We start from the raw sequence: 22,435 nt of genomic DNA on the forward strand, positions 1-22,435 counted from the left end.
AAGATGATACATGAACATAACCAATAAACGCATTTTATTAGGCATTACCGGTGGCATTGCCGCTTATAAATGTCCTGATTTAGTTCGTCAATTGAAAAAAATGGGTGCGCAAGTACAAGTTGTAATGACTGAATCTGCCAAACATTTTGTTTCCGAACTTTCCCTACAAGCCGTGTCCGGTAACCGTGTTTCTCACGATCTATTTGATTCGGCTGCTGAACTTTCTATGGGGCATATTGCCTTAGCAAAATGGGCTGATCTCGTTATTATTGCACCTTGTACGGCAAATATAATTGCTAAACTAGCACATGGTATTGCTGATGATCTTTTAACGACGTTATGCTTAGCGACTAAGGCACCAATTGCTATTGCACCAGCTATGAATCAATATATGTATCTTGCTGAGGCAACCCAAACCAACATTAATACATTAACCCAACGGGGTTTCCATATTTGGGGACCTGATCAAGGTGAACAAGCATGTGGTGATGTTGGTCCCGGTAGAATGTTAGAACCACAACAACTCTGCAACAAAATTGTGGCTTTGTTTTCGTCTAAATCATCATATTCACACTTAAACATTGTTATTACAGCCGGTCCTACTCAAGAAGCTCTTGATCCAGTACGCTATATATCAAATCACAGCTCAGGTAAAATGGGCTTTGCTATTGCTAAAGCTGCAGCAGAATTAGGTGCTAAGGTTACTTTAATTTCAGGTCCCGTTAATTTATGTACTCCACATAATGTATTACGAAAAGATGTAACTACGGCGCTAGAGATGTACCAAACGACACTTGATACGGTTAAATCAGCTGATATTTTTATCGCTTGTGCTGCTGTGGCGGACTACCGCGCAGCAACCATTGCCGATCAGAAAATCAAAAAACAAGACAACAGTGATAATCTCACTATTACACTCGTTAAAAATCCAGATATCGTTGCTGAAGTCGCTAATCTTAAACAACATAGGCCATTTGTCGTAGGATTTGCTGCAGAAACACAAAATATTGAGCAATATGCATTAAATAAACTTACCAGTAAAAAAATGGATATGATTTGTGCTAATGATGTCTCATTAACAACACAAGGATTTAATAGTAACCAAAATTCGCTTACATTATATTGGCCTACAGGTAAACTATCCCTGCCTTTAGTTGATAAGAATCGCTTAGCACAGCAGCTTATTAGTGAAATATTTAAACATTATAATGAGTATCATGATGAATAAAAAAATAGATATTAAGATTTTAGATAAACGATTCCACAATGAATTTCCATTACCTACCTATGCCACTTCAGGTTCGGCCGGTATTGATTTACGAGCAATGTTTGATGAAACAACAGAAATTAAACCTGGCGAAACTATTTTAACGCCTACCGGTTTATCTATGCATATCGCTGATCCTAACTTAGCAGCGCTAGTACTTCCTCGCTCTGGATTAGGTGCCAAAAATGGAATTGTATTAGGCAACTTAGTTGGTTTAATTGATTCTGATTATCAAGGGCAACTATTTGTACCGTTATGGAATCGAGGTCAGCATCCCTTTACCATTGAAGTAGGCGATCGCATAGCTCAGTTAATTATTGTGCCAGTTGTTCAAGCCGAATTTAATATCGTTGAAGAGTTCACTACATCCGCTCGTGGTGAAGGCGGATTTGGTCATTCAGGTAAAAAATAATTGTGACAACAAAAAGAAAAAATCGCAAGGAAGACATCCTTCAAGCATTAGCAATAATGCTTGAATCTAACGAAGGTACACAGCGTATTACCACAGCAAAACTTGCTGCAACAGTAGGTGTTTCAGAGGCTGCGCTTTATCGACATTTTCCAAGTAAAACGAAAATGTTCGAAAGTCTAATTATTTTTATTGAAGATACCCTACTTTCACGCATTAACTTTATTTTACAAGATGAGAAAAATACCGAAGCTCGCTTAAAGTTAATTGTCGCACTTATTTTAGGCTTTGCTGAAAAAAATCCCGGTTTAACCAGAATCATGACTAGTCATGCATTGATGTTTGAACATGCACACTTACAAGAAAGAGTAAGCCAGTTATTTGATCGTATTGAAACACAACTAAAACAAGTTATTCGGGAACGAAAATTACGCGAAGGAAATGCTTTTGTGACAGAAGAACGTATTTTATCTGGTCAAATACTCGCATATTGTGAAGGTATAATGGCTCGGTATGTACGCTCAGGATTCAAATATCTACCCACAACTGATTTCGAGATACGTTGGACTTTAATTTCCAGACAATTTATCTAATCACAAAATAATGCCTAATGCAGGTGTGACTAGTATTCATCTGCATTCCTGCTCCTTATTTTAGCTACTTAAACAAGTTCGATAAGAATTAACTATTTGATTTATTTATAAAATGGATTATATTCTTACTTTGATGATAATAAGAACAAAAATTTGTAGAAGCTAGTCAGCAGTTTTATAGATAAGTTTATCTATCTGTTGCAGCGCCTTATCTGTTTAAATTCATTTTTATGCAGGCCGATAACCTGTTATTAATAAAGAAGGTTAAACATGGAAATTATTAACAGAAGCATACAATTTTTTGAAAATTACGATAGCATCATTTTGGATTATCTTATCCATTTTGGCTTAGCCATTTTGATTTTTATTGTAGGTCGATTTATCTCTATATTTGTTAGTAATCAGTTACGTAAAATTCTGATTCTTAAACAAGTAGAACCGACTATTATCAAATTTACGGCCTCTTCTTCTCGTTATACTATTATGGGGCTTACCTTAGTTGCCGTGTTAGGGCAATTAGGCGTACAGACTAGTTCTATCGTTGCTATCATTGGTGCAGCAGGATTAGCTATCGGTTTAGCATTACAAGGTTCATTATCTAATTTCGCAGCGGGTGTTTTACTCATTTTATTCCGCCCATTTAAAGTGGGTGAGTTAGTAATGGTCAGTAATATTCGTGGTACGGTGGATGCTATTCAAATTTTTTCGACAACTATTCTGACACCCACAGGTGAAGCCGTTACAATTCCCAATAGCCATGTACTCGCCACTAGTATCATCAATTTTACTCGCCAACCCAATCGACGAATTGATTTAACTATCGGTATTGATTATAAAGCTGATATCAAACAAGTGTATCAGATATTACTGTCGTCAGTCGAAAGAACACCCAATATTACTAAAGAATTAGGCATCATTATTCGTCTTGATGAGTTAGCAGCATCTAGTGTTAATTTTTTGGTAATGGTCTGGACTAATAATGATAATTACGGTCCGGTACGAACATTAATACTTGAGAATATTAAAATGGATTTAGATCATCATAATATCAATATTCCGTACCAAACATTAGATGTAAATATTAAACAATAGTGATTAACTAAATTTAATTAATAATTAAGTACTGTGAACTAATTTCTTCTTAATAGATATAATCATCTAAGAATAAACAAGAAGAAATTAGAGTACTTGATCCATATTAAATGCAGGTTTATCACAATTTGGATTGCCCACGATTTTAGCAGGCACTCCCGCAACCGTAGTATGAGGTGGTACTGGATTTAATACAACTGAACCCGCCCCTATCTTTGCACCTGTACCAATTTCTATATTTCCTAAAATAGTCGCATGTGCACCAATCATGACACCTTCACGAATTTTTGGATGTCGATCGCCATTTTGTTTACCTGTTCCGCCTAAGGTTACCGATTGTAATATAGATACATCATTCTCAATAACAGCGGTTTCACCAATCACAATACCCGTTGCATGATCAAACATGACCCCACAACCAATTTTGGCGGCAGGATGAATATCAACCCCAAACACGATCGCAATTTGGCTTTGTAAGAAAATCGCCAAAGCCTCTCGCTGTTGCCCCCATAACCAATGGGCAATTCGATAAGCTTGTAATGCTAAGAAACCTTTGTAGTAAAGTAACGGCGTAGAATATCGATTAGTTGCTGGATCGCGAACATAAACAGCAATAATATCGGTAATTGTGGATTGTATAATTTGAGAATCGGCTTGGTAGGCATGACGAATTACTTCACGAATATCTAATGCGGGCATAACTTGAGTAGCTAATTTATTTGCTAGTATATAACTAATTGCACTAGCTATATCGTCGTGATTTAACAATGTTGCATGAAAATAACTTGCCAACATCGGTTCACATTTCACTAATTGATTCGCTTCATCACAAATAGTATGCCAAAGATCTTCTGGTTTAACGATTTTTTTTTCTGTCCCCATAATCTAACCTGTAATTACAAGATGCATTATTTATTATATAGTATTTGAACTCGCTAATTCTTCTTTTTGTGTTCTTCCTAATAATGTTTTAGCAGCATCCAGTGGATTTTTATTACAATAGAGAATTTGATAAATCTGTTCAGTTATTGGCATATCAACTTGATTTTTTTGTGCCAATGTCCAAACCTCTTTGGTATTTTGGCAACCTTCAACCACTTGTGCAATGATGGCTTTGGCTTCTTCAATAGATTTATTTTGCCCTAATAACATTCCAAAACGTCGATTCCGAGACTGGTTATCAGTACAAGTTAGAACTAAATCACCAAGTCCTGCCATACCCATAAATGTGATCGGATCCGCACCTAATGCAGCGCCTAAGCGCATCATTTCAGCCAACCCTCGTGTAATTAGAGCGACTCGTGCATTAGCCCCAAAGCCCAATCCATCTGATAGACCCGCACCGATAGCGATTACATTTTTTACTGCACCACCGAGTTGAACGCCAATGAAATCTTTACTGCTATAAACACGGAAACTCTTACTGCAATGAAAAAGCTGTTGTAATTCACCCAAAAATTCATCATTAGTCGAAGCGACTGTGACCGCTGTCGGTAAGCCTAATGCGACCTCTTTAGCAAACGTTGGACCAGAGATTACCGCTAACGGAATTTGATCACCCAAAATCTCTTTCGCAACATCTTGCAATAATCGACCTGAATTGGTTTCTAATCCTTTGGTTGCCCAAACAACTTTTGAATCCGGTCGTAAAAACGGTTTTATTCTATTTAGTACCTCGCCAAAGGCATGGCTTGGTACCACAATCAATAAAATAGGGGATGCAGATACGGCTTTCTGGAGATCACTTTCAATAAACAAATTATCAGGAAAAATAATATCCGGTAAAAATTTCTTATTTTGTCGATCGTGTTGGAGAGCCTCAATTTCAGCCTTATCGTGCCCCCACAACAACGTTTCATAACCATTTCGTGCTAATAAAATTGCCAATGCGGTACCATAAGAACCTGCACCAATTACGCTAATGCTTGATGCAGTTACTGAACTTAATTGACTATTCATATTCACCTACTTTGATATTTAATGAGTAAAACGGTTATTGCAGTATCTCACTTGAATCTGCAACTTGTTCTTGTTCTGCTTGTTGTTGTAAATAATTTGCAAACAACGCATCAAAATTAACAGGGTCTAAATTAATTGGTTGGAATGAACCTTTATTGACCAGACTAGAAATCGTTTCTCTAACATATGGGAAAAGAATATTTGGGCAAAATGCAGCTAAACAATGTTGTAGTTGCTGGCCATTTAAACCAAGAATTGTAAATATACCCGCTTGCGTTACTTCACAAATGTAAGCAACTTGATCACCTGATTTTGTCGTTACTGTTAAGCGTAAAGAGACTTCATAAACATTTTCAGCGACAAGTTGTGAAGACGTATTTAGCTCAATATTAACATCGGGATCCCATTCTTGTGTAAAAATTTTTGGTGAATTCGGTGTCTCGAAAGAAACATCTTTAACGTATATACGTTGAATTGAAAAACCGCTTTCTTGAGTTTCTTGAGTGCTATTTTGTTCTGTCATGATAAATCCTTTATTTCCTGATTATTTTACTTAGTGACTAATGGTAAATTCTCACCATTCCAACCTGCAATACCGTCTTTTAACGCAAAAAGGTGGTTAAATCCTTGTTTAGACAGCGTTTCACCTAATGCAACTGTATTTAAATCATTTTCGTCAACTAAAATTACAGGCAACGCTTTATATTTATCAATTGATTTTGTACTACCATTTTTAATGTCAATCGGCAGGATATTAATTGATTCTGCTATGTGCCCTTTTTTAAAATTATCTGCATTACGTAAATCTACAACTGCGGCATTTTGATTATTAATCATTTGAATAGCGATAGCATTAGAAATGACTTTTACTTTTGATAATTTCATTTTTACAGTCATCTGAATTATCATGAATGCAATGGCTACCCAACCTAATGTTAGTATTGGATGATTTTTAAAAAATGGGAAAATCTCATTTACGATAAAGTCCATATTAGTACTATTACCTATCATTTAATGAATTAGTTAAAATTAAACTCAAATTATAACGATATTATGCCTTGAAATACAGCATTGAATAAAAAAGCTATGATTTAAGTCATTTATTATATAATACCTTAGCCTACCTTTCCTTTCATTGCGCTTTTTCAGCAATGGACAAACTCATTTTTAGAAATATACGCAAATATGACCTACCTTCTTATCTTAATTAGATAAAATTAAGTTGCATTATATTAGTGCAATTTTAATTATAAAGTGTCAAAATGGTGCACTATTAACGAGCACAATGAAGATTGATTATTCAATTTGCTCTCAAATGAACTTATAGCGCGTTTAAATTAAATTGTTTATTGGATATTTTAGCACGAAAGAAAATTGGCATAAATTTTGCTTAGTGATAAACATATTCATACAAGTAATTATTTTAAGATTCTTATATTTCATTCCAATTACGGAGAAACGACATGTCGATAGAAACAGTTTTAACAATGATAAAAGAAAACGATGTCAAATTTGTTGATTTACGTTTTACAGACACTAAAGGAAAAGAACAACATATCACAATTCCAGTTAGCCAGATCGATGCTGATTTCTTCGAAGATGGTAAAATGTTCGACGGTTCTTCAATTGCTGGTTGGAAAGGGATTAATGAATCAGATATGGTGTTAATGCCTGATGTATCCACCGCTGTTATTGATCCATTTTATGAAGATGCCACAATTAATGTTCGCTGTGATATTTTAGAACCAGCAACGTTACAAGGTTATGATCGTGACCCACGTTCAATTGCTAAACGAGCTGAAGAATTTTTAAAATCATCCGGCATTGCTGATACGGTGATCGTTGGACCAGAACCAGAGTTTTTCTTATTTGATGATGTTCGTTTTGGTACGCCTATGTCTGGTAGTTTTGTACATATTGATGATATTGAAGCAGCATGGAATAGTGGTAAACGTTATGAAGATGGTAATAAAGGACATCGCCCAGGTGTTAAAGGCGGTTATTTCCCAGTTCCACCTGTCGATTCATCACAAGATATTCGTTCACAAATGTGCTTAATTATGGAGCAATTAGGTTTAGTTGTTGAAGCACATCACCACGAAGTAGCAACCGCAGGTCAAAATGAAATCGCTTGTCGCTTTAACACCTTAACTAAAAAAGCTGATGAAGTGCAAATTTATAAATATGTAGTACAGAACGTAGCCCACGCTTATAATAAAACTGCTACATTTATGCCGAAACCGATGTTTGGCGATAATGGTTCAGGCATGCATTGCCACCAATCTTTATCTAAAGATGGCGTTAACTTGTTTGCTGGAGACAAATACGCGGGGCTTTCTGAAATGGCTCTCTACTATATTGGTGGTATCATTAAACATGCTAAAGCTATCAATGCTTTTGCTAATGCAACGACCAACTCCTATAAACGTTTAGTACCGGGCTATGAAGCACCTGTGATGCTAGCATATTCAGCGCGTAACCGTTCTGCTTCCATCCGTATTCCAGTTGTTAGTAGTCCAAAAGCTCGTCGTATTGAAGTGCGCTTCCCTGACCCAGCAAGTAACCCATATTTATCATTTGCAGCGCAGTTGATGGCGGGTCTAGATGGTATTATTAATAAAATCCATCCTGGTGATGCGATGGATAAGAATTTATATGATTTACCACCTGAAGAATCAAAACTCATTCCACAAGTTGCTGGTTCATTAGAAGAAGCGTTGAGTGCATTAGATGCCGATAGAGAGTTCTTAACTCGTGGTAACGTCTTTAGCAATGACATGATTGATGCTTACATCAAGTTAAAAACTGAAGAAGTCGATCGTGTACGTATGACACCACATCCGGTTGAATTTGATCTCTATTATAGTCTTTAATCAACACGTCATTTAATTATAGGCACTAAGGTTACTCAATTCCCGAGTAATCTTGGTGCTTAATGATCAAGCTATATCAATATTCAGGAGGCATACTGTGATGACAAAGCATCCATTTGAAGCAGATGCCATCCTTAATTCTTTATTTACTCATATTCTGTTACTCAACGACCAACTTCATATTATTTTTGCTAATAGCTCGGCACAACAGTTATTAGGACAGAGTACCAAAAAGCTATATGGCTCATTTTTTCCTGATCTACTTAGCTATTGCTCTTTGGATATTTCATTAATGTCAACCACTTTAGCGCAAGGGCAAGGATTTACCGATAATGAAGTTGATATGGTCGTTAATGATCAATTGTATGTCATGTCTTTAACGGCTCAACAATTTGTTGATAATAAGATACTCATTGAAATGACGCCGCTAAATAATCATAAACGTTTATCCAAGGAACAATTGCAATACGCGCAACAGACAGCCGCGCGTGATTTGGTCAGAGGTCTTGCCCATGAAATAAAAAATCCTCTAGGAGGATTAAGAGGGGCTGCACAATTACTAGCACGTGAATTACCGAATGATGATTTACAAGAATATACCCAAGTTATTATTGAACAAGCCGATCGTTTAAGAAATCTCGTTGATAGGTTGCTAGGTCCTCAGCAACGATTACAACAAAACGTACAAAATATTCATCAAGCTTTAGAACGAACCTATGCCCTTTTAAAATTGGAAAAACCGGTTAATGTTGAAATAATTCGCGATTATGATCCGAGTCTGCCAGAATTATCTCATGACCCTGAACAACTAGAACAAGTTATAATCAATATTGTGCGTAACGCTCTACAATCACTGGGCAATCAACCCGATGGTTGTATTACGATTCGAACTCGAACTGCTTTTCAAGTTACCATTCACGGTACGCGCTATCGATTATGCGCGCGCATTGATATTGAAGACAATGGTCCGGGTGTCCCGGTTCATCTGCAAGATACGCTCTTTTACCCATTGGTTAGCGGTCGAGACAATGGCTCAGGATTAGGTTTATCAATTGCACGAAACATTATCGATCAGCACCATGGCAAAATTGAATTTATCAGTTGGCCAACACACACGGAATTCTCCATCTATCTGCCAATACGTTTATAAAGGAGTTAGGTTATGAATTATCATATCAACATCAACAAAAATCATCATTATTCACCGCAAGATGCTAATTTTTCCCATTCACCTAAAACTGTATGGGTAATTGATGATGATAATTCAATTCGCTGGGTTTTAAAAAAAGCGCTCGATCAAACCGGCTTTGATTGCGTCTGTTTTGAAAATGGTAAAATAGCCTTAACTGCTCTACAAAATAGCTTGCAAAAACCAGCCGTACTCATTTCTGATATCAAAATGCCTGAAATAGATGGATTAACCTTACTAAAACATATAAAGCAATACTATCCCTCCTTACCGGTTATTATTATGACCGCACATTCAGATTTGGATGCTGCCGTTAATGCTTACCAACAAGGTGCTTTTGATTATATTCCCAAACCATTTGATGTTGATGAAGTGGTACATTTAGTGCAACGAGCGATTGCTCAGAATCAAAAAAATCGCGTTGACACTCATTTGGGTAGTAAAACAAGTACTGGCATTATTGGTGAAGCCCCAGCGATGCAAGATGTATTTCGGATAATAGGTCGTTTATCAAATTCATCCATTAGTGTATTAATTAATGGTGAATCTGGGAGTGGTAAGGAATTAGTGGCTAATGCCCTGCATACTCATAGTCCTAGAGTTCATGGACCATTTATCGCATTAAATATGGCAGCCATACCTAAAGATCTTATTGAAGCAGAATTGTTTGGCCATGAAAAAGGCGCTTTCACTGGTGCTAACCAAGTAAGACAAGGACGATTTGAACAAGCAAATGGAGGAACGCTTTTTTTAGATGAAATTGGTGATATGCCTTTGGACGTTCAAACTCGACTTTTAAGAGTATTAGCAGATGGGCAATTTTATCGTATTGGCGGTTATTCTCCTGTCAAAGTTGATGTGAGAATTATCGCGGCTACTCATCAAAATCTAGAATCGCGCGTTAAAGAAGGGAAGTTTCGGGAGGATTTATTTCATCGTCTAAACGTAATTCGTATTGTTTTACCATCCTTAAGAGAAAGAGTTGAAGATATTCCTGCATTAACTCATCATTTTTTACAATCTATTGCCAAAGAATTAGGGGTTGAAGCAAAAGTGATCGCACCAGAAACATTACAGGTTTTGTCAACGCTAAGTTGGCCAGGTAATGTACGGCAACTCGAAAATATATGTCGCTGGTTAACAGTCATGGCATCAAGTAAAGAAATTTTACCGCAAGATCTTCCTCCTGATCTGTTATCAAATACGAGAATTGATTCATCATTACAAGATCATAACACGCTTCATACATCTGAAAATCCATCGTTATCATCCAATAGCCATACGCAATGGCAACTGCTATTTACTCAATGGGCAAAACAAGCATTAAAAGAAGGCAAAGAGAATATCTTACCTGAAGTAACCTATGATATAGAAAAGATACTGTTAGAATGCGCGCTTAATTTCACCCGCGGACATAAACAAGATGCAGCTCGAATCCTTGGTTGGGGAAGAAATACCCTAACTCGTAAAATTAAAGAGCTAAATATTAATACAAAATAAATGAGTCAACCAATCATATTTATGAGTTTAGTTCTTGCTATTTTTTAACCTTTTTATTTAATTATAAATAGCAGTGATAGTTAAAAAAATTCTTATTTTACTGGACACTAGCATAATAAAATTGCTATTTTAATACTAATAATTATTTAATTATTATAGATTTTTTTACTCATTGCAAATTAAGGTTAAAATAAGGAGATTTATTATGGCTAAAACTGCATCATCAACAAAATCGACTGCGAAAACCGCACCTAAAAAATTATCGGCAACAAAAGTAGAACAAACTAAAAAATTGCAAAAAAGTGCAATTTTATTCCCTACTGATCTTGGCGAAAAAGCATCGAAAGATATCTCCGGCGCGATGAATTCTGTTTTAGCAGATGTATTTGCACTTTATTTAAAAACCAAAAATTTCCATTGGCATGTAAGTGGACCTCATTTCCGCGATTATCACCTTATGCTAGATGACCATGGTGAAGAATTATTTGCTATGACTGATCCGATTGCTGAACGTGTACGTAAATTAGGTGGTACAACATTACGTTCAATTGGTCATATTTCAAAATTGCAAAGTATTTCAGACAATAATGCTGATTACGTTGAACCTTCTGATATGCTAGCTGAATTATGCCAAGATAATATAAAACTTACTTCACGAATGCGTGTTGCGCATGATATCTGTGATAAGTACAACGATAGTGCTACTGCAAGCTTAATTGAAGAGTGGATCGATCAAACAGAAAAACGCGCCTGGTTCTTATTTGAAACTGGACGCAAAATGGATTCATCAGGCCATTAATTATTGCAACTAACGCCACGTAATGTGGCGTTTTTTATGTCATTAGCTTAAAAGGTAAGATTTTATTATGAGTAAACCCATCGCAGTGTTAGTCGGCAGTCTCCGTAAAGAATCATATAATCTTAAAGTAGCTAAAGTATTAGCACTAATTGCTCCGAATTCATTACGTTTGAAAATCATCGAAATTGGTGATTTACCCCTTTACAACGAAGATATTGATACTCAAAATCCACCCGCAAGCTATACCCGATTTCGGCAGGAAATAGCTGCTTGCCAAGGCGTTATTTTTGTCACCCCTGAATATAACCGTTCATTACCCGCTGTAATTAAAAATGCGATTGATGTTGGTTCCCGACCGTATGGAAAAAGTGTCTGGAGTAAAAAACCGGCTGCGGTAATATCTGTTTCTCCTGGTGCTATCGGTGGATTTGGCGCAAATCATCATTTACGACAAACCCTCGTCTTTTTAGATATGCCGACATTACAGCAACCTGAGGCTTATTTTGGTGGTGTAGCAAATGCTTTTGATGAGCAAGGTAATATCAATGAGAAAAGTCGAAGTTTTTTGAAACAGTTTATTGATGCCTATGCGCAATGGGCACAAAAAATTGCCTAAATCATCTTTAATAATTTAATAAAAATCAATTAAATATTATTTAAAACGTATTAGGATTAGGATGAAGATTCCTGATACGTTCAATACCTTTTTATCATAAATAAGCGTATTTCTTTAAACCTTACAATGACTTTACCAAAAGATAACGTATAGCATTTTTGCATTTATTGGTTATACGTTAAAATAAATAGACTTTTGATTAAACAAAATGGTTTCCATAACATCTGGCAACAACAGACAGCATAATGAAGACAATATCCGCACCGAAAAATGAAGTGGAATTAATGCAACGCGCTTTATCAATTGCCGGTTATACTTTAGCTGAAATTGCTAACAGCATTGACGTTTCAGTACCCTGCAATTTACAAAGGCACAAAGGCTGGGTAGGAACCTTAATTGAGCGTTATTTAGGTGCAGATGCCGGTAGCAAAGCACAACAAGATTTTGCCCATTTAGGGATTGAGCTTAAAACCTTACCGGTTAATCGTGTTGGCTATCCCTTAGAAACAACCTTTGTAAGCATCGCACCATTAGTCGCAAATCATGGCATCACATGGCAAACAAGCCATGTTAGATACAAATTAAGTAAAGTATTATGGATCCCAATAGAAGGTGAGCGATCAATTCCGCTAGCTGTTCGCCGAGTGGGAATGCCAATATTATGGCAACCGAATGCTGAGCAGGAGCAGCAACTGAAAAATGACTGGCAAGAACTAATGGATATGATTGTATTAGGGAAAATTGAGCACATCACAGCCAGACACGGTGAGTATTTACAGATAAGACCTAAAGCAGCCAATGGTCAAGCATTAACTGAGGCTTATAACGAAAGTGGCGAGTTAATCATGACTCGCCCTCGTGGATTTTATTTAAAAAAACAGTTTACTGCTCAGATACTGTCGGATTTTCTTGCTGAGGTTCATCGGGTTCATCGATAACCGATACTTTAATGATATAAATCGGTTCAACAGGAACGTTCTGATGAGGACCTTTACGTGTAGTTTTAACATTGGCAATTTCATCAACAACTTCCATACCTTTAATAACCCTTCCAAATACAGCATAGCCATATCTTTCTGGTGACTGATAATTAAGGTAATCGTTATCAACTACATTGATGAAAAACTGACTGGTCGCACTATCAATTTCGGACGTCCTTGCCATAGCAATAGTACCACGATCATTTTTCAAGCCATTCATCGCTTCGTTTTTAATAGGTTCATGTGGGACTTGAAAGTTTAACTCATTATCGGCGCCCCCGCCTTGAATCATAAAGTTTGGAATTACACGATGAAAAACTAAACCATCATAAAATCGATCATTAGCGTATGCTAGAAAGTTTTGAGTTGTAATTGGAGCATGTTCAGTATCCAATTCAATTTCAATGTCTCCCATACTAGTTTGCATTAGTACTTTTGTATCTGCCAATACAAAGCTTGATAACATTGATAACAATAGCGTCAAAAACATCAATTTTATTTTTTTCACAATTAAATATCCTCAAATCGATTCATAACGATCATTATAATAACAGGGCTGATAATAAAATTAAGATTATTGGAAATAATTACAAATGTTATTCCAACTAAATCACAATTTTGCGTGCATAATACCAATACCTTTTATATTTGACTAGAATCTCCATAATAAGTTCATAATTATTTTTAAAAGTAAGGTCTTTTTTTGCGCTGTATTATTTGTCGATTACCCGTAAAGCTCGTGTGGGGTATCTGTAGTCAATGTTATCAGTTGTTACCAAAATTGATTTCTGTATGTAAAAAATGTGGCTTACCACTTTTCCCTGCTAATAAATCTTGTCATCATTGCCTTAAAATTCTCCCTAATTGGGACAATTTAATTGCTGTTGGCGATTATGAACAGCCTTACACTAAATGGATATATCAATTAAAATTCAATCAACATACCGAATTAGCCTATCCGCTTGCTCGATTGATGTTACTCGCTTGGTTTAATGCCCGAAATCTACATGGATTAAAAAAACCGGCCATTGTAACGTGTATTCCTCTTCATCATCATCGATATTGGTCACGAGGTTATAATCAATCTCAATTGTTAGCTCGTTTAATAGCCCATTGGTTAGGAGCAGAGTGGCTACCATACCTTATAAAACGTAATAAAAATACCATAGATCAAAAAATTTTATCGAAACAACGACGTAAAGGTAATATTGAAAATGTATTTAATTGTAATAAACAACTGCATGGTAAAACTATTGCTGTTATAGATGATATCGTTACAACTGGATATACGGTGCAAGCTGCCTGTCATCAGTTAAAGCAACAAGGTGCCGGTGAAATTCAGATCATTTGTTTATGTCGGACTAGCTTGTAAATGCCGAAACTACCCTTATAATAGTTGATAAATTGTATCAACTATTTGTTAAGTTATGGCATTTGCACCATAAACCCTAACCAAATGACTATATTTAGGTAAAAATTATGTCAATTATCACGATTAAAGATGCTGCTCAAGAGCACTTTCGAAAATTGTTAAGTAACCAAGCGGAAGGAACACAAATCCGTGTCTTTGTGATGAATCCCGGCACGCCGACAGCGGAATGTGGTGTATCATACTGTCCTGCTGATACTATTGAAGATACCGATATTGAAGAGCAGTTTGATGGATTTTCCGTCTATATTGATGAAATCAGCGCGCCATTTCTTGAAGAAACGGTAATAGATTATGTCACAGATGAATTAGGTTCCCAATTAACGTTGAAAGCACCAAACTCCAAAATGAGAAAAGTTGCTGATGATGCACCGTTAATTGAACGTGTAAACTATCTTATTCAAGCACAAATTAATCCGCAATTAGCTAACCATGGTGGTCATGTTAATTTAATAGAAATAACAGATGATAACTATGTGGTTCTTCAATTTGGAGGAGGTTGCAATGGTTGTTCAATGGTAGATGTAACCTTAAAAGAAGGTATTGAAACTCAAATTATGTCGGAATTTCCAGAAATAAAAGGAGTACAAGATCTGACTGATCATCAGTCTGGTAGTCATTCATATTATTAATAAAATAATAACAAAGGCAAAAGATTTCGCTTTGCTTAACTTCATCATTACGGCATAATCCATCAAGGTTATTGCATAATTAATGGAATACTATGAATCAAATAAATATTATTAGTGATTTAATAAAATGGATAGAAAAAAATCTTGAGCAACCATTATCAATTGATGCGGTGGCAGAAAAATCAGGGTATTCTAAATGGCACCTACAAAGAATGTTCAAAAAAGTCACTGGGCAAATTTTAGGAACCTATATTCGTCACCGTCGTTTAACGCATGCAGCCTTAGCCTTACGATTAACTAGTAAGCCAATATTAGATATTGCCATGCAATATCGTTTTGATTCTCAACAAACCTTTACCCGATCTTTTAAAAGACAATTTAATGTTACGCCGGCAACATATCGCCGTAATGATTTGTGGAATCCGGCCGGTTTAACTCCCCCGATTGAATTGCAGAAAATTCAAATCTCATTACCGGAACCAACCTTTGCCAATTTTCCAGAGCAAGAGTTTTGGGGAATTACATATAAAAATAATTGTGATTTAAATACGCTTATAAATAAAAATACTGAATTAAGAAAACAGTTTTTTAATGATTATTTAGCAAAAACGTTCAATAATAAAAGAACCTTACCTGATAAGATTTATTCATTTAGTCGCTTAGTTAAAAGTAAAGATAAAGACAATCAAGATGAGCAAGAGTTGCTCTATAGTATTGCCATTGAAGAACAAAATATTTCTGAAAATACGAAAAAGATTGTCAGTTCTGGGGGCTTATACTTATGCTTTAAATATGTTGGTTCTCCTGCTAGTTTCATTGATTTTATGAACCATGTTTATTTTTCAGCAATACCTCGATTAAATGTTCAATTACGTCGAGCGGAAGTTATTGAAATTTATAGAAATCATGATAATGTCTCAAGACTAGGCAACATTACTGAAATTAACGTACTTGATTGTGATTATTGTATACCTATCGTTTCCCTAGATTAGGTATTATATTATTTAGTTAAATCATCTAGTTGATGTGCATAATTCGTTATTACAAGTACATTAATCTCATTACCCTAATCGGTTATTGATTATGTTCATCAACATGATTCTTATCGATAAGGGTTTGTTCTAACCAAGTTCGGAAATCGGCTGAAACTTCTTTTAATGAGTTAGACCCTCGCGTTACTGTGGCAATGCCAATCCCTAAATGTTCCTTCAATTGTCGTTGATTGATTGAGCCATCTAGTAAAGCATGTACAATTTTGACGCGAGTAATGAGTGCATTTCGTTCATCAGGCGTTAAAAGCAATTTCAATACATCAAATTGATAATTATGATTAAATGCCTGTTGTATAAAATTAACGGTTTGTTGCCAATCGTCTTTTTCCATTTTACTCTCTTAAGAAAAACAATAAATTAGGTTCATGTGTCATTAATATAACGGCGTTTTTACCACGTTTATTCATAACTTTATTACACTAGCAGAATAGTTCACATTAACTTTTCTCTTTGTGATAGATATGTTGCACTTCTTTAGTATTTAATATTGTTTGTGGTTTATTTTTAAGAATTAATTGATAAATATAATCGAAAACTAGCACACTTTTAACATAATTTCGTGTTTCTGTAAAAGGGATGCTCTCTATAAATGCGATGACTTCTAAACCATCTGCTGTATCTTGCAACCAGCGATTTACGCGATTTGGTCCAGCGTTATAAGCCGCCGCTGCTAATACTCGATTATCATCAAATAATTGATAAACATAATTCAAATAATATGTTCCCAGTTGAATATTTGTCTCAGGATCATAAAGTTGCTCGGAACTATGATAATTTTGCAAAGCAATTTTTTTTGCGCTCTCCTTTGCCGTATTTGGCAGAAGCTGCATAAGTCCTTTAGCACCACTTGGTGATTGTACCGTTGGGTCTAAACCACTTTCTTGCCGACTAATCGCTAACGCAAAGGATAAGGGGATCGATTTGTCTTTAGTAAAATGATCAAAATGTTGCTGATGGACAAGTGGAAAGCGTTCTAACCAATTATCCCATAATTTACCAGCAATGGTAGCTTGCACACTGTGTTCACCCCACCCTCGTAAATAAGCATAACGTGCAATCTCAGCATACTGTTTAGGATTATTATCTTTATATAAGAAATATCGCCACTCAGCAATGGCTTCTGGTATTTTACCGAAATAACGAAGCTCTTCAATACGTTGTATTACCGGTAGTTTAGCATAATGGGATGATAAACGAGCTAGCTCTTCCTTAGGCGTTACTTTATCAATCACTGGATATTCAAAATTAAAATGATAGGTTTGTTTGAGTTTTTGTGCACTATACATTGCATAAAAGCCTCTTTGCTCCATTAAACTCTGTAAGATTTTGTCAGCATCAGCCTGTTGATTATCCTTCTCCAAAATTACTGCTTGCCAATAACGCCATTCATCTTTTTGTTTATGAGTTTTCGGTAGTAAATTTATCCAATAAGCAACTTGATCTAACTGATTATCTTTTAGAGCTAATCGGATGCGTCGTTCCAAAAGTCCTACATCACTATGTTCACTAATAAAGTGGTCACGCCAAGCGACTTGCTCTTTTGTCGCTGAAGAATTGAAGTAATTTAGGGCAATACTTCTTTGTAATTTAATTTCCTGCTCTTGTGTTAATTTTAACCTTTTTACTAAAGTTGGAATAAAAGTATTTGCAAGCTCAGGATTACGGTTAGCCAATCGAGGAAAAGATAACATGACCACATTTTTACTAAATGGTGTAACAGACATATTTTTAACAAATGCTGTCAAGTTTTGTGGATCATCTAATACTGCTAATAAATTTTTCTTTAACGTTCCATAATTACTCGGTAACTGATTGGTTAGATAACGTGCTAATTTTATATTGTTCTTACTTAATACTAATTCCAGTCTTAATAAAATTAAATTAACTGACTTTGCGCCTGATTGATCCCAAGCATTAAATAGATCATTACAAGCTGATGGTAGATCATTATCTGATAACCAGAGCGATGCAACATCCTTGAATGCCTCGGTTTTCTTGCCTTGTTGAAATAAGGCGTATTTATAGCGACATTTGGTGACTAGTGAGTTATCAATAGAGAGTTTGCTAATATTCTGCCAGTCTTTTTTTTCAGTTAACAATTCAACATAGGACTGCATTAATGAAGATGATAATGGAAAATCCGGATTTTGTCGTACGAATTGGTTCACTTGATTGATAGAAGCCGTCGCCAAATGGGCTTTAAGGTATTGGTATCTAGCGTAAGGGTAAAGAGGATAGTCTTTTAACAAGACAAGTTGGTTAAGCTGTTCTGTATCACTTAATGTCGTATAATTTTGTAACCATTTTTGATAGATTTCGCGTTGTTTCTTTATTGACGAGTCTTTTCCATAAGCCATCATACTGTTAAAACCAAATAATAAAGAAAATAACACTACGATAATTGTTCTCAGACTCATTTTATCATATCTCGTTAGTAAATTAAGGGACGTCTAGACAGTCTAACATATCCCCTCTGGATTATCATGTCATCCTCAAACTAATAGTTATTTCAAATAATTCTTCAAACAATTTTATAAAAAGTGAAATAAAAGTAAGAAAAATATTGCTTTTTTCCAAAAATACTGTATTATTATCACCACTTTGACGCGGGGTGGAGCAGCTTGGTAGCTCGTCGGGCTCATAACCCGAAGGTCGTTGGTTCAAATCCAGCCCCCGCAACCAATTCTCACTTCTTCAAATCTTATTTCTATTATCGTTTTATCTAGCACAAACTTTTATTATTTAGTGATATTATTGCAATTTTAATCAACTTACTTAATACCTAATATATTTTAAAAATATAATAAAATCAATAAGTTGTTTTGATTAAATAGGTCGTAAAGACCTATTCAAATTTACAAGGCTGGTAGCTACTAAGCGGATACTGGCTGCGTAGCTATCTGTTTAGGAATGGTAAATAAGGAAGCAACAGCCTCATGGATTCTTCTAGCAATTAAAGAGTTATTCATTGTATATAAATGTACACCATCCACATCTTGAGATACCAAATCTACCACTTGATCAATTGCATATGCAATACCGGCATCACGGAAAGCTTCTGGGTGATATTCATACTTTGCCATCATTTGCTTAAATTTCTTAGGTAGATTAACCCCACAAATTGAGACCATCCTTTCAATCTGCTTTTTATTTATTACCGGCATAATCCCCGCTTCAATCGGTACATGAATACCCATATCAGCCGCTTTATCACGGAAGACATAAAAGTACTCATTATCGAAAAATAACTGCGAAATAAGTTGATTTGTCCCTGCATCAACTTTTTCTTTAAGATTAATCAAATCTTGCTTAACCGTCGTTGCTTCAGTATGTCCCTCGGGGTAACAAGCACCAATAATATTAAAGTCACCATGCTGTTTAATAAATGATACCAGTTCACTGGCATAACGAAAATCCTGCTTTGGCTGTACTTCGGGTGTAATATCACCACGAAGTGCCAAGATATTATCAACACCTGCTAATTTCAGTTCTTCAAGGATTGATTTGATTTCGACCTTGCTGAAATTAATACTCGGTAAGTGTGCAACACTTTCAATACCATAAGTATGCTTAACGGCATGGGCTATATTGATTGTGGTTTCACCATTTAAACTTCCACCAGCACCATAGGTAACACTGATGAAATCGGGCTTTAAATGGCCCAATTCTCGCAATGTTCCATAAATGGAAGCGAGTGGGGAGGTTTTCCTCGGTGGGAAAACCTCAAACGATAAAACAGTCTTATCTTTGAATAACTGATTAACTTTCATTACTATAACTCCGAACGAACGTCCTGAGTCGCTTTCACTAAATTAATCAAGCTAGCAAAGACCTCAGATTCACCGCGTGTTTTTAAACCACAATCTGGATTGATCCAAAGTTTTGATTTATCAATTTTAGCCAATAACTTCTCAATAACTTGACGAATTTCATCAACTGAAGGCACACGAGGTGAATGAATATCATACACACCTGGTCCTACTTCTGTTTTGAAATGATTTGCTTTAAGAACATCAATTAAAGCTAAGTTAGAACGTGATGCTTCAAATGAAATTACATCAGCATCTAGATCATCGATCTCTTTAATAATATCGTCAAATTCGCTATAACACATATGCGTATGGATTTGTGTTTCAGGTTTCACTTTGCGATGTACTAAACGAAATGCCGGTATTGCCCAATCTAAATATTCGCTATGCCAATCGGCTTTACGTAATGGTAATTTTTCTTTTAATGCGGCTTCATCGATTTGAATAACTTTAATTCCAGCTGCTTCTAAATCTAGCACTTCATCGGCAATCGCTAAACCAATTTGGAACACTGAATCTTTATATGAAATATCTTCACGAGGGAATGACCAATTTAAAATGGTAACAGGTCCGGTTAACATTCCTTTAACTGGTTTTTTAGTTAGACTTTGCGCATACTGAGAATATTCAACCGTAATCGGTTTAGAACGTGAAATATCACCCCAAATAATAGGTGGTTTAACACAACGAGTGCCATAAGATTGAACCCAAGCCTTTTCAGTAAATACAAAGCCATTCAAGCTTTCACCGAAATACTCTACCATATCATTACGTTCAAATTCACCATGAACTAACACATCTAAACCAATCTCTTCTTGTAATGTAATACAGTCGGCAATTTTTTGTTGATTAAATGCCGTATATTGCTCAAGATTGATTTCACCTTTCTTAAACTTAGCGCGGTTTAATCGCACATCACTGGTTTGCGGGAAAGAACCGATAGTGGTGGTTGGTAATACTGGTAATTGTAATGCTTGTTTTTGGATGGACTCCCGTTCAGCAAAAGCAGGAAGACGCACAAAATCTTCTTGAGTTAAAGCGGCGACTTTTTCACGAATAGCTTGATTAGTGCCTTCTCTCTCACGTGTAAATAATGTTTGATTAGATTTATAAGCCTCATGTTGCTGAGCATCATTTTGTCCAAATAATTGACCTAATTCCGCCAATTCCTGCAACTTTTCTTGAGCAAAAGTAAAATAGGCTTTTTGTGCAATGGTTAACTTTGTTTCATTTTTTAATGTATAAGGTACATGCAGTAATGAACATGATGTATTAACAACAACTTTTTGAGTTACAGCTTTGATTTTACCAAGTAATGCCAAGGTTTTAGCATAGTTATTGCGCCAAATATTTTTACCATTTACCACACCAGCAAATAACTGTTTATCTTGTGGAAAACCATATTTCTCTAGTAGCTCTAAAGTTAATTTTCCTTCAACAAAATCTAAACCAATCGCATCAAATGGTAGATTAACGACTTGTTGGTAACAATCACGAATATCACCAAAATAGGTTTGTAATAATACGTTTAATTGTTGCTTATTAGCTAAAATTGCATGATAAATTTTTTCAAAATTTTCAATGTCTTGTGATGTTAAATCGGTAACTAAGATCGGTTCATCAATTTGTAACCAAGTTACTCCAATTTGGGCAAATTGTTGAAGAATATCTTGATAAGCCTTAATAATCACATCAATGTAAGTTGAATAATTTTGCCCTTTTGGCAATTTAGCTAATTTCAACAAAGTCAATGGACCAATAATCACTGGTTTAGTTTCGATACCAAGTTGTTTGGCTTCTAAATATTCATTAAATGGTTTTTTTCCCACTAATTTAATTTCAGTCGTTGCTTCAATTTCTGGTACTAAATAATGGTAATTGGTATTAAACCATTTTTTCATTGCTAATGCGTGTACATCACCTTTTTCACCTTGATAACCGCGCGCCATCGCAAAATACTCATCAAGCTCAGGCAAACCTAACTGCTGATAACGAGCAGGAATTATGTTAAGTAAACACGCTGTATCAAGTACCGCATCATAAAAAGAAAAGTCGTTGGATGAAATATAATTAATGTGAGCTTGTTTTTGATCTTGCCAATGCGTCTTACGTAATAATTGCGCAATTTTTAGTAACTCATTTTGACTCTTGTCACCTTTAAAATAACCTTCAATAGCAAATTTGAGTTCACGTAATTTACCGATTCTTGGATAGCCAATAACAGAAGTAGTCATTT

At 35.6% G+C, this 22,435-nt stretch carries 22 protein-coding genes and 1 tRNA gene; 14 read left to right on the forward strand and 9 right to left on the reverse strand.

Annotated features, from left to right (window positions below; translation table 11 throughout):
* Positions 1 to 10: 10 nt before the first annotated feature.
* The 4 genes from coaBC to FPB0191_RS11255 all read left to right on the forward strand — a co-directional run bounded on the left by coaBC (position 11) and on the right by FPB0191_RS11255 (position 3,361).
* A complete protein-coding gene (coaBC, locus tag FPB0191_RS11240) occupies positions 11 to 1,228 on the forward strand; it encodes a bifunctional phosphopantothenoylcysteine decarboxylase/phosphopantothenate--cysteine ligase CoaBC (RefSeq protein ID WP_039106215.1) in 1,218 nt (405 codons plus the stop codon).
* Positions 1,221 to 1,679 (forward strand): dUTP diphosphatase, encoded by a 459-nt coding sequence (gene dut, locus FPB0191_RS11245; RefSeq protein WP_110021827.1) that lies wholly within the window; start codon positions 1,221 to 1,223, stop codon positions 1,677 to 1,679. The genes coaBC and dut overlap by 8 nt, the downstream gene beginning before the upstream one ends.
* A gap of 2 nt (positions 1,680 to 1,681) precedes the next feature.
* A complete protein-coding gene (gene slmA / locus FPB0191_RS11250; protein ID WP_238574448.1) occupies positions 1,682 to 2,269 on the forward strand; it encodes a nucleoid occlusion factor SlmA in 588 nt (195 codons plus the stop codon).
* Positions 2,270 to 2,539: 270 nt separating this feature from the next.
* Entirely contained in the window at positions 2,540 to 3,361 is an 822-nt protein-coding gene (locus FPB0191_RS11255) for a mechanosensitive ion channel domain-containing protein (protein ID WP_039106221.1), read from the forward strand.
* An 87-nt stretch (positions 3,362 to 3,448) separates the two neighbouring features.
* Here the strand turns inward: FPB0191_RS11255 and cysE are convergent, their stop codons facing one another.
* Genes cysE through FPB0191_RS11275 form a run of 4 tightly spaced genes read right to left on the reverse strand, consistent with a single transcriptional unit; the run spans position 3,449 to position 6,310 of the window.
* Positions 3,449 to 4,243 carry a serine O-acetyltransferase gene (gene cysE / locus FPB0191_RS11260; protein WP_039106222.1) on the reverse strand — a complete coding sequence of 265 codons (795 nt, stop codon included), beginning with the start codon at positions 4,241 to 4,243 and terminating at the stop codon, positions 3,449 to 3,451.
* Between the two features lie 33 nt (positions 4,244 to 4,276).
* Complete coding sequence (gpsA, locus tag FPB0191_RS11265) at positions 4,277 to 5,320, reverse strand: NAD(P)H-dependent glycerol-3-phosphate dehydrogenase (protein WP_039106224.1); 1,044 nt, start codon at positions 5,318 to 5,320, stop codon at positions 4,277 to 4,279.
* 34 nt (positions 5,321 to 5,354) lie between these two features.
* On the reverse strand, positions 5,355 to 5,843 hold the full coding sequence (secB, locus tag FPB0191_RS11270; RefSeq protein ID WP_039106227.1) for a protein-export chaperone SecB: 489 nt from the start codon (positions 5,841 to 5,843) through the stop codon (positions 5,355 to 5,357).
* 26 nt (positions 5,844 to 5,869) lie between these two features.
* Positions 5,870 to 6,310 (reverse strand): rhodanese-like domain-containing protein, encoded by a 441-nt coding sequence (locus FPB0191_RS11275; protein ID WP_039106230.1) that lies wholly within the window; start codon positions 6,308 to 6,310, stop codon positions 5,870 to 5,872.
* Between the two features lie 473 nt (positions 6,311 to 6,783).
* Between FPB0191_RS11275 and glnA the strand changes: the two genes are divergently transcribed.
* From glnA to mutH, 6 genes are all read left to right on the forward strand, one after another.
* Positions 6,784 to 8,193 carry a glutamate--ammonia ligase gene (gene glnA, locus FPB0191_RS11280; RefSeq protein WP_039106233.1) on the forward strand — a complete coding sequence of 470 codons (1,410 nt, stop codon included), beginning with the start codon at positions 6,784 to 6,786 and terminating at the stop codon, positions 8,191 to 8,193.
* A gap of 100 nt (positions 8,194 to 8,293) precedes the next feature.
* Positions 8,294 to 9,343 carry a nitrogen regulation protein NR(II) gene (glnL, locus tag FPB0191_RS11285; protein ID WP_039106236.1) on the forward strand — a complete coding sequence of 350 codons (1,050 nt, stop codon included), beginning with the start codon at positions 8,294 to 8,296 and terminating at the stop codon, positions 9,341 to 9,343.
* Between the two features lie 12 nt (positions 9,344 to 9,355).
* A complete protein-coding gene (gene glnG, locus FPB0191_RS11290) occupies positions 9,356 to 10,882 on the forward strand; it encodes a nitrogen regulation protein NR(I) (protein ID WP_082018319.1) in 1,527 nt (508 codons plus the stop codon).
* Between the two features lie 205 nt (positions 10,883 to 11,087).
* Positions 11,088 to 11,681 carry a Dps family protein gene (locus FPB0191_RS11295; RefSeq protein ID WP_082018320.1) on the forward strand — a complete coding sequence of 198 codons (594 nt, stop codon included), beginning with the start codon at positions 11,088 to 11,090 and terminating at the stop codon, positions 11,679 to 11,681.
* Between the two features lie 67 nt (positions 11,682 to 11,748).
* Positions 11,749 to 12,297, forward strand: a complete 549-nt coding sequence (locus FPB0191_RS11300; protein ID WP_039106238.1) for an NADPH-dependent FMN reductase — start codon at positions 11,749 to 11,751, stop codon at positions 12,295 to 12,297.
* Positions 12,298 to 12,542: 245 nt separating this feature from the next.
* Positions 12,543 to 13,235 (forward strand): DNA mismatch repair endonuclease MutH, encoded by a 693-nt coding sequence (gene mutH / locus FPB0191_RS11305; RefSeq protein ID WP_039106241.1) that lies wholly within the window; start codon positions 12,543 to 12,545, stop codon positions 13,233 to 13,235.
* On the opposite strand, the gene FPB0191_RS11310 is transcribed toward mutH, so the two are convergent.
* Positions 13,180 to 13,767 carry a peptidylprolyl isomerase gene (locus FPB0191_RS11310; RefSeq protein ID WP_110021826.1) on the reverse strand — a complete coding sequence of 196 codons (588 nt, stop codon included), beginning with the start codon at positions 13,765 to 13,767 and terminating at the stop codon, positions 13,180 to 13,182. The two genes, mutH and FPB0191_RS11310, sit on opposite strands and share 56 nt — an antisense overlap.
* 213 nt (positions 13,768 to 13,980) lie before the next feature.
* On the opposite strand from FPB0191_RS11310, the gene FPB0191_RS11315 reads away from it, so the two are divergent.
* The 3 genes from FPB0191_RS11315 to robA all read left to right on the forward strand — a co-directional run bounded on the left by FPB0191_RS11315 (position 13,981) and on the right by robA (position 16,330).
* Positions 13,981 to 14,649 (forward strand): phosphoribosyltransferase family protein, encoded by a 669-nt coding sequence (locus tag FPB0191_RS11315; RefSeq protein ID WP_039106243.1) that lies wholly within the window; start codon positions 13,981 to 13,983, stop codon positions 14,647 to 14,649.
* A gap of 113 nt (positions 14,650 to 14,762) precedes the next feature.
* Positions 14,763 to 15,338 carry a Fe-S biogenesis protein NfuA gene (nfuA, locus tag FPB0191_RS11320; RefSeq protein ID WP_039107098.1) on the forward strand — a complete coding sequence of 192 codons (576 nt, stop codon included), beginning with the start codon at positions 14,763 to 14,765 and terminating at the stop codon, positions 15,336 to 15,338.
* 92 nt (positions 15,339 to 15,430) lie between these two features.
* A complete protein-coding gene (robA, locus tag FPB0191_RS11325) occupies positions 15,431 to 16,330 on the forward strand; it encodes an MDR efflux pump AcrAB transcriptional activator RobA (RefSeq protein ID WP_039106247.1) in 900 nt (299 codons plus the stop codon).
* Between the two features lie 82 nt (positions 16,331 to 16,412).
* On the opposite strand, the gene trpR is transcribed toward robA, so the two are convergent.
* Complete coding sequence (trpR, locus tag FPB0191_RS11330; protein WP_039106248.1) at positions 16,413 to 16,721, reverse strand: trp operon repressor; 309 nt, start codon at positions 16,719 to 16,721, stop codon at positions 16,413 to 16,415.
* A gap of 106 nt (positions 16,722 to 16,827) precedes the next feature.
* Positions 16,828 to 18,807 (reverse strand): murein transglycosylase, encoded by a 1,980-nt coding sequence (gene sltY, locus FPB0191_RS11335; protein ID WP_052236962.1) that lies wholly within the window; start codon positions 18,805 to 18,807, stop codon positions 16,828 to 16,830.
* A gap of 188 nt (positions 18,808 to 18,995) precedes the next feature.
* On the opposite strand from sltY, the gene FPB0191_RS11340 reads away from it, so the two are divergent.
* Positions 18,996 to 19,072 (forward strand) — tRNA-Met (locus FPB0191_RS11340).
* A gap of 191 nt (positions 19,073 to 19,263) precedes the next feature.
* Here the strand turns inward: FPB0191_RS11340 and metF are convergent.
* Positions 19,264 to 20,160 (reverse strand): methylenetetrahydrofolate reductase [NAD(P)H], encoded by an 897-nt coding sequence (metF, locus tag FPB0191_RS11345; RefSeq protein ID WP_052236963.1) that lies wholly within the window; start codon positions 20,158 to 20,160, stop codon positions 19,264 to 19,266.
* A gap of 2 nt (positions 20,161 to 20,162) precedes the next feature.
* Complete coding sequence (gene metE / locus FPB0191_RS11350) at positions 20,163 to 22,433, reverse strand: 5-methyltetrahydropteroyltriglutamate--homocysteine S-methyltransferase (protein WP_039106250.1); 2,271 nt, start codon at positions 22,431 to 22,433, stop codon at positions 20,163 to 20,165.
* Positions 22,434 to 22,435 lie beyond the last annotated feature (2 nt).

Origin of the sequence: Frischella perrara, from assembly GCF_000807275.1 — a bacterium.
Taxonomy (GTDB): Bacteria; Pseudomonadota; Gammaproteobacteria; order Enterobacterales; family Orbaceae; genus Frischella; species Frischella perrara.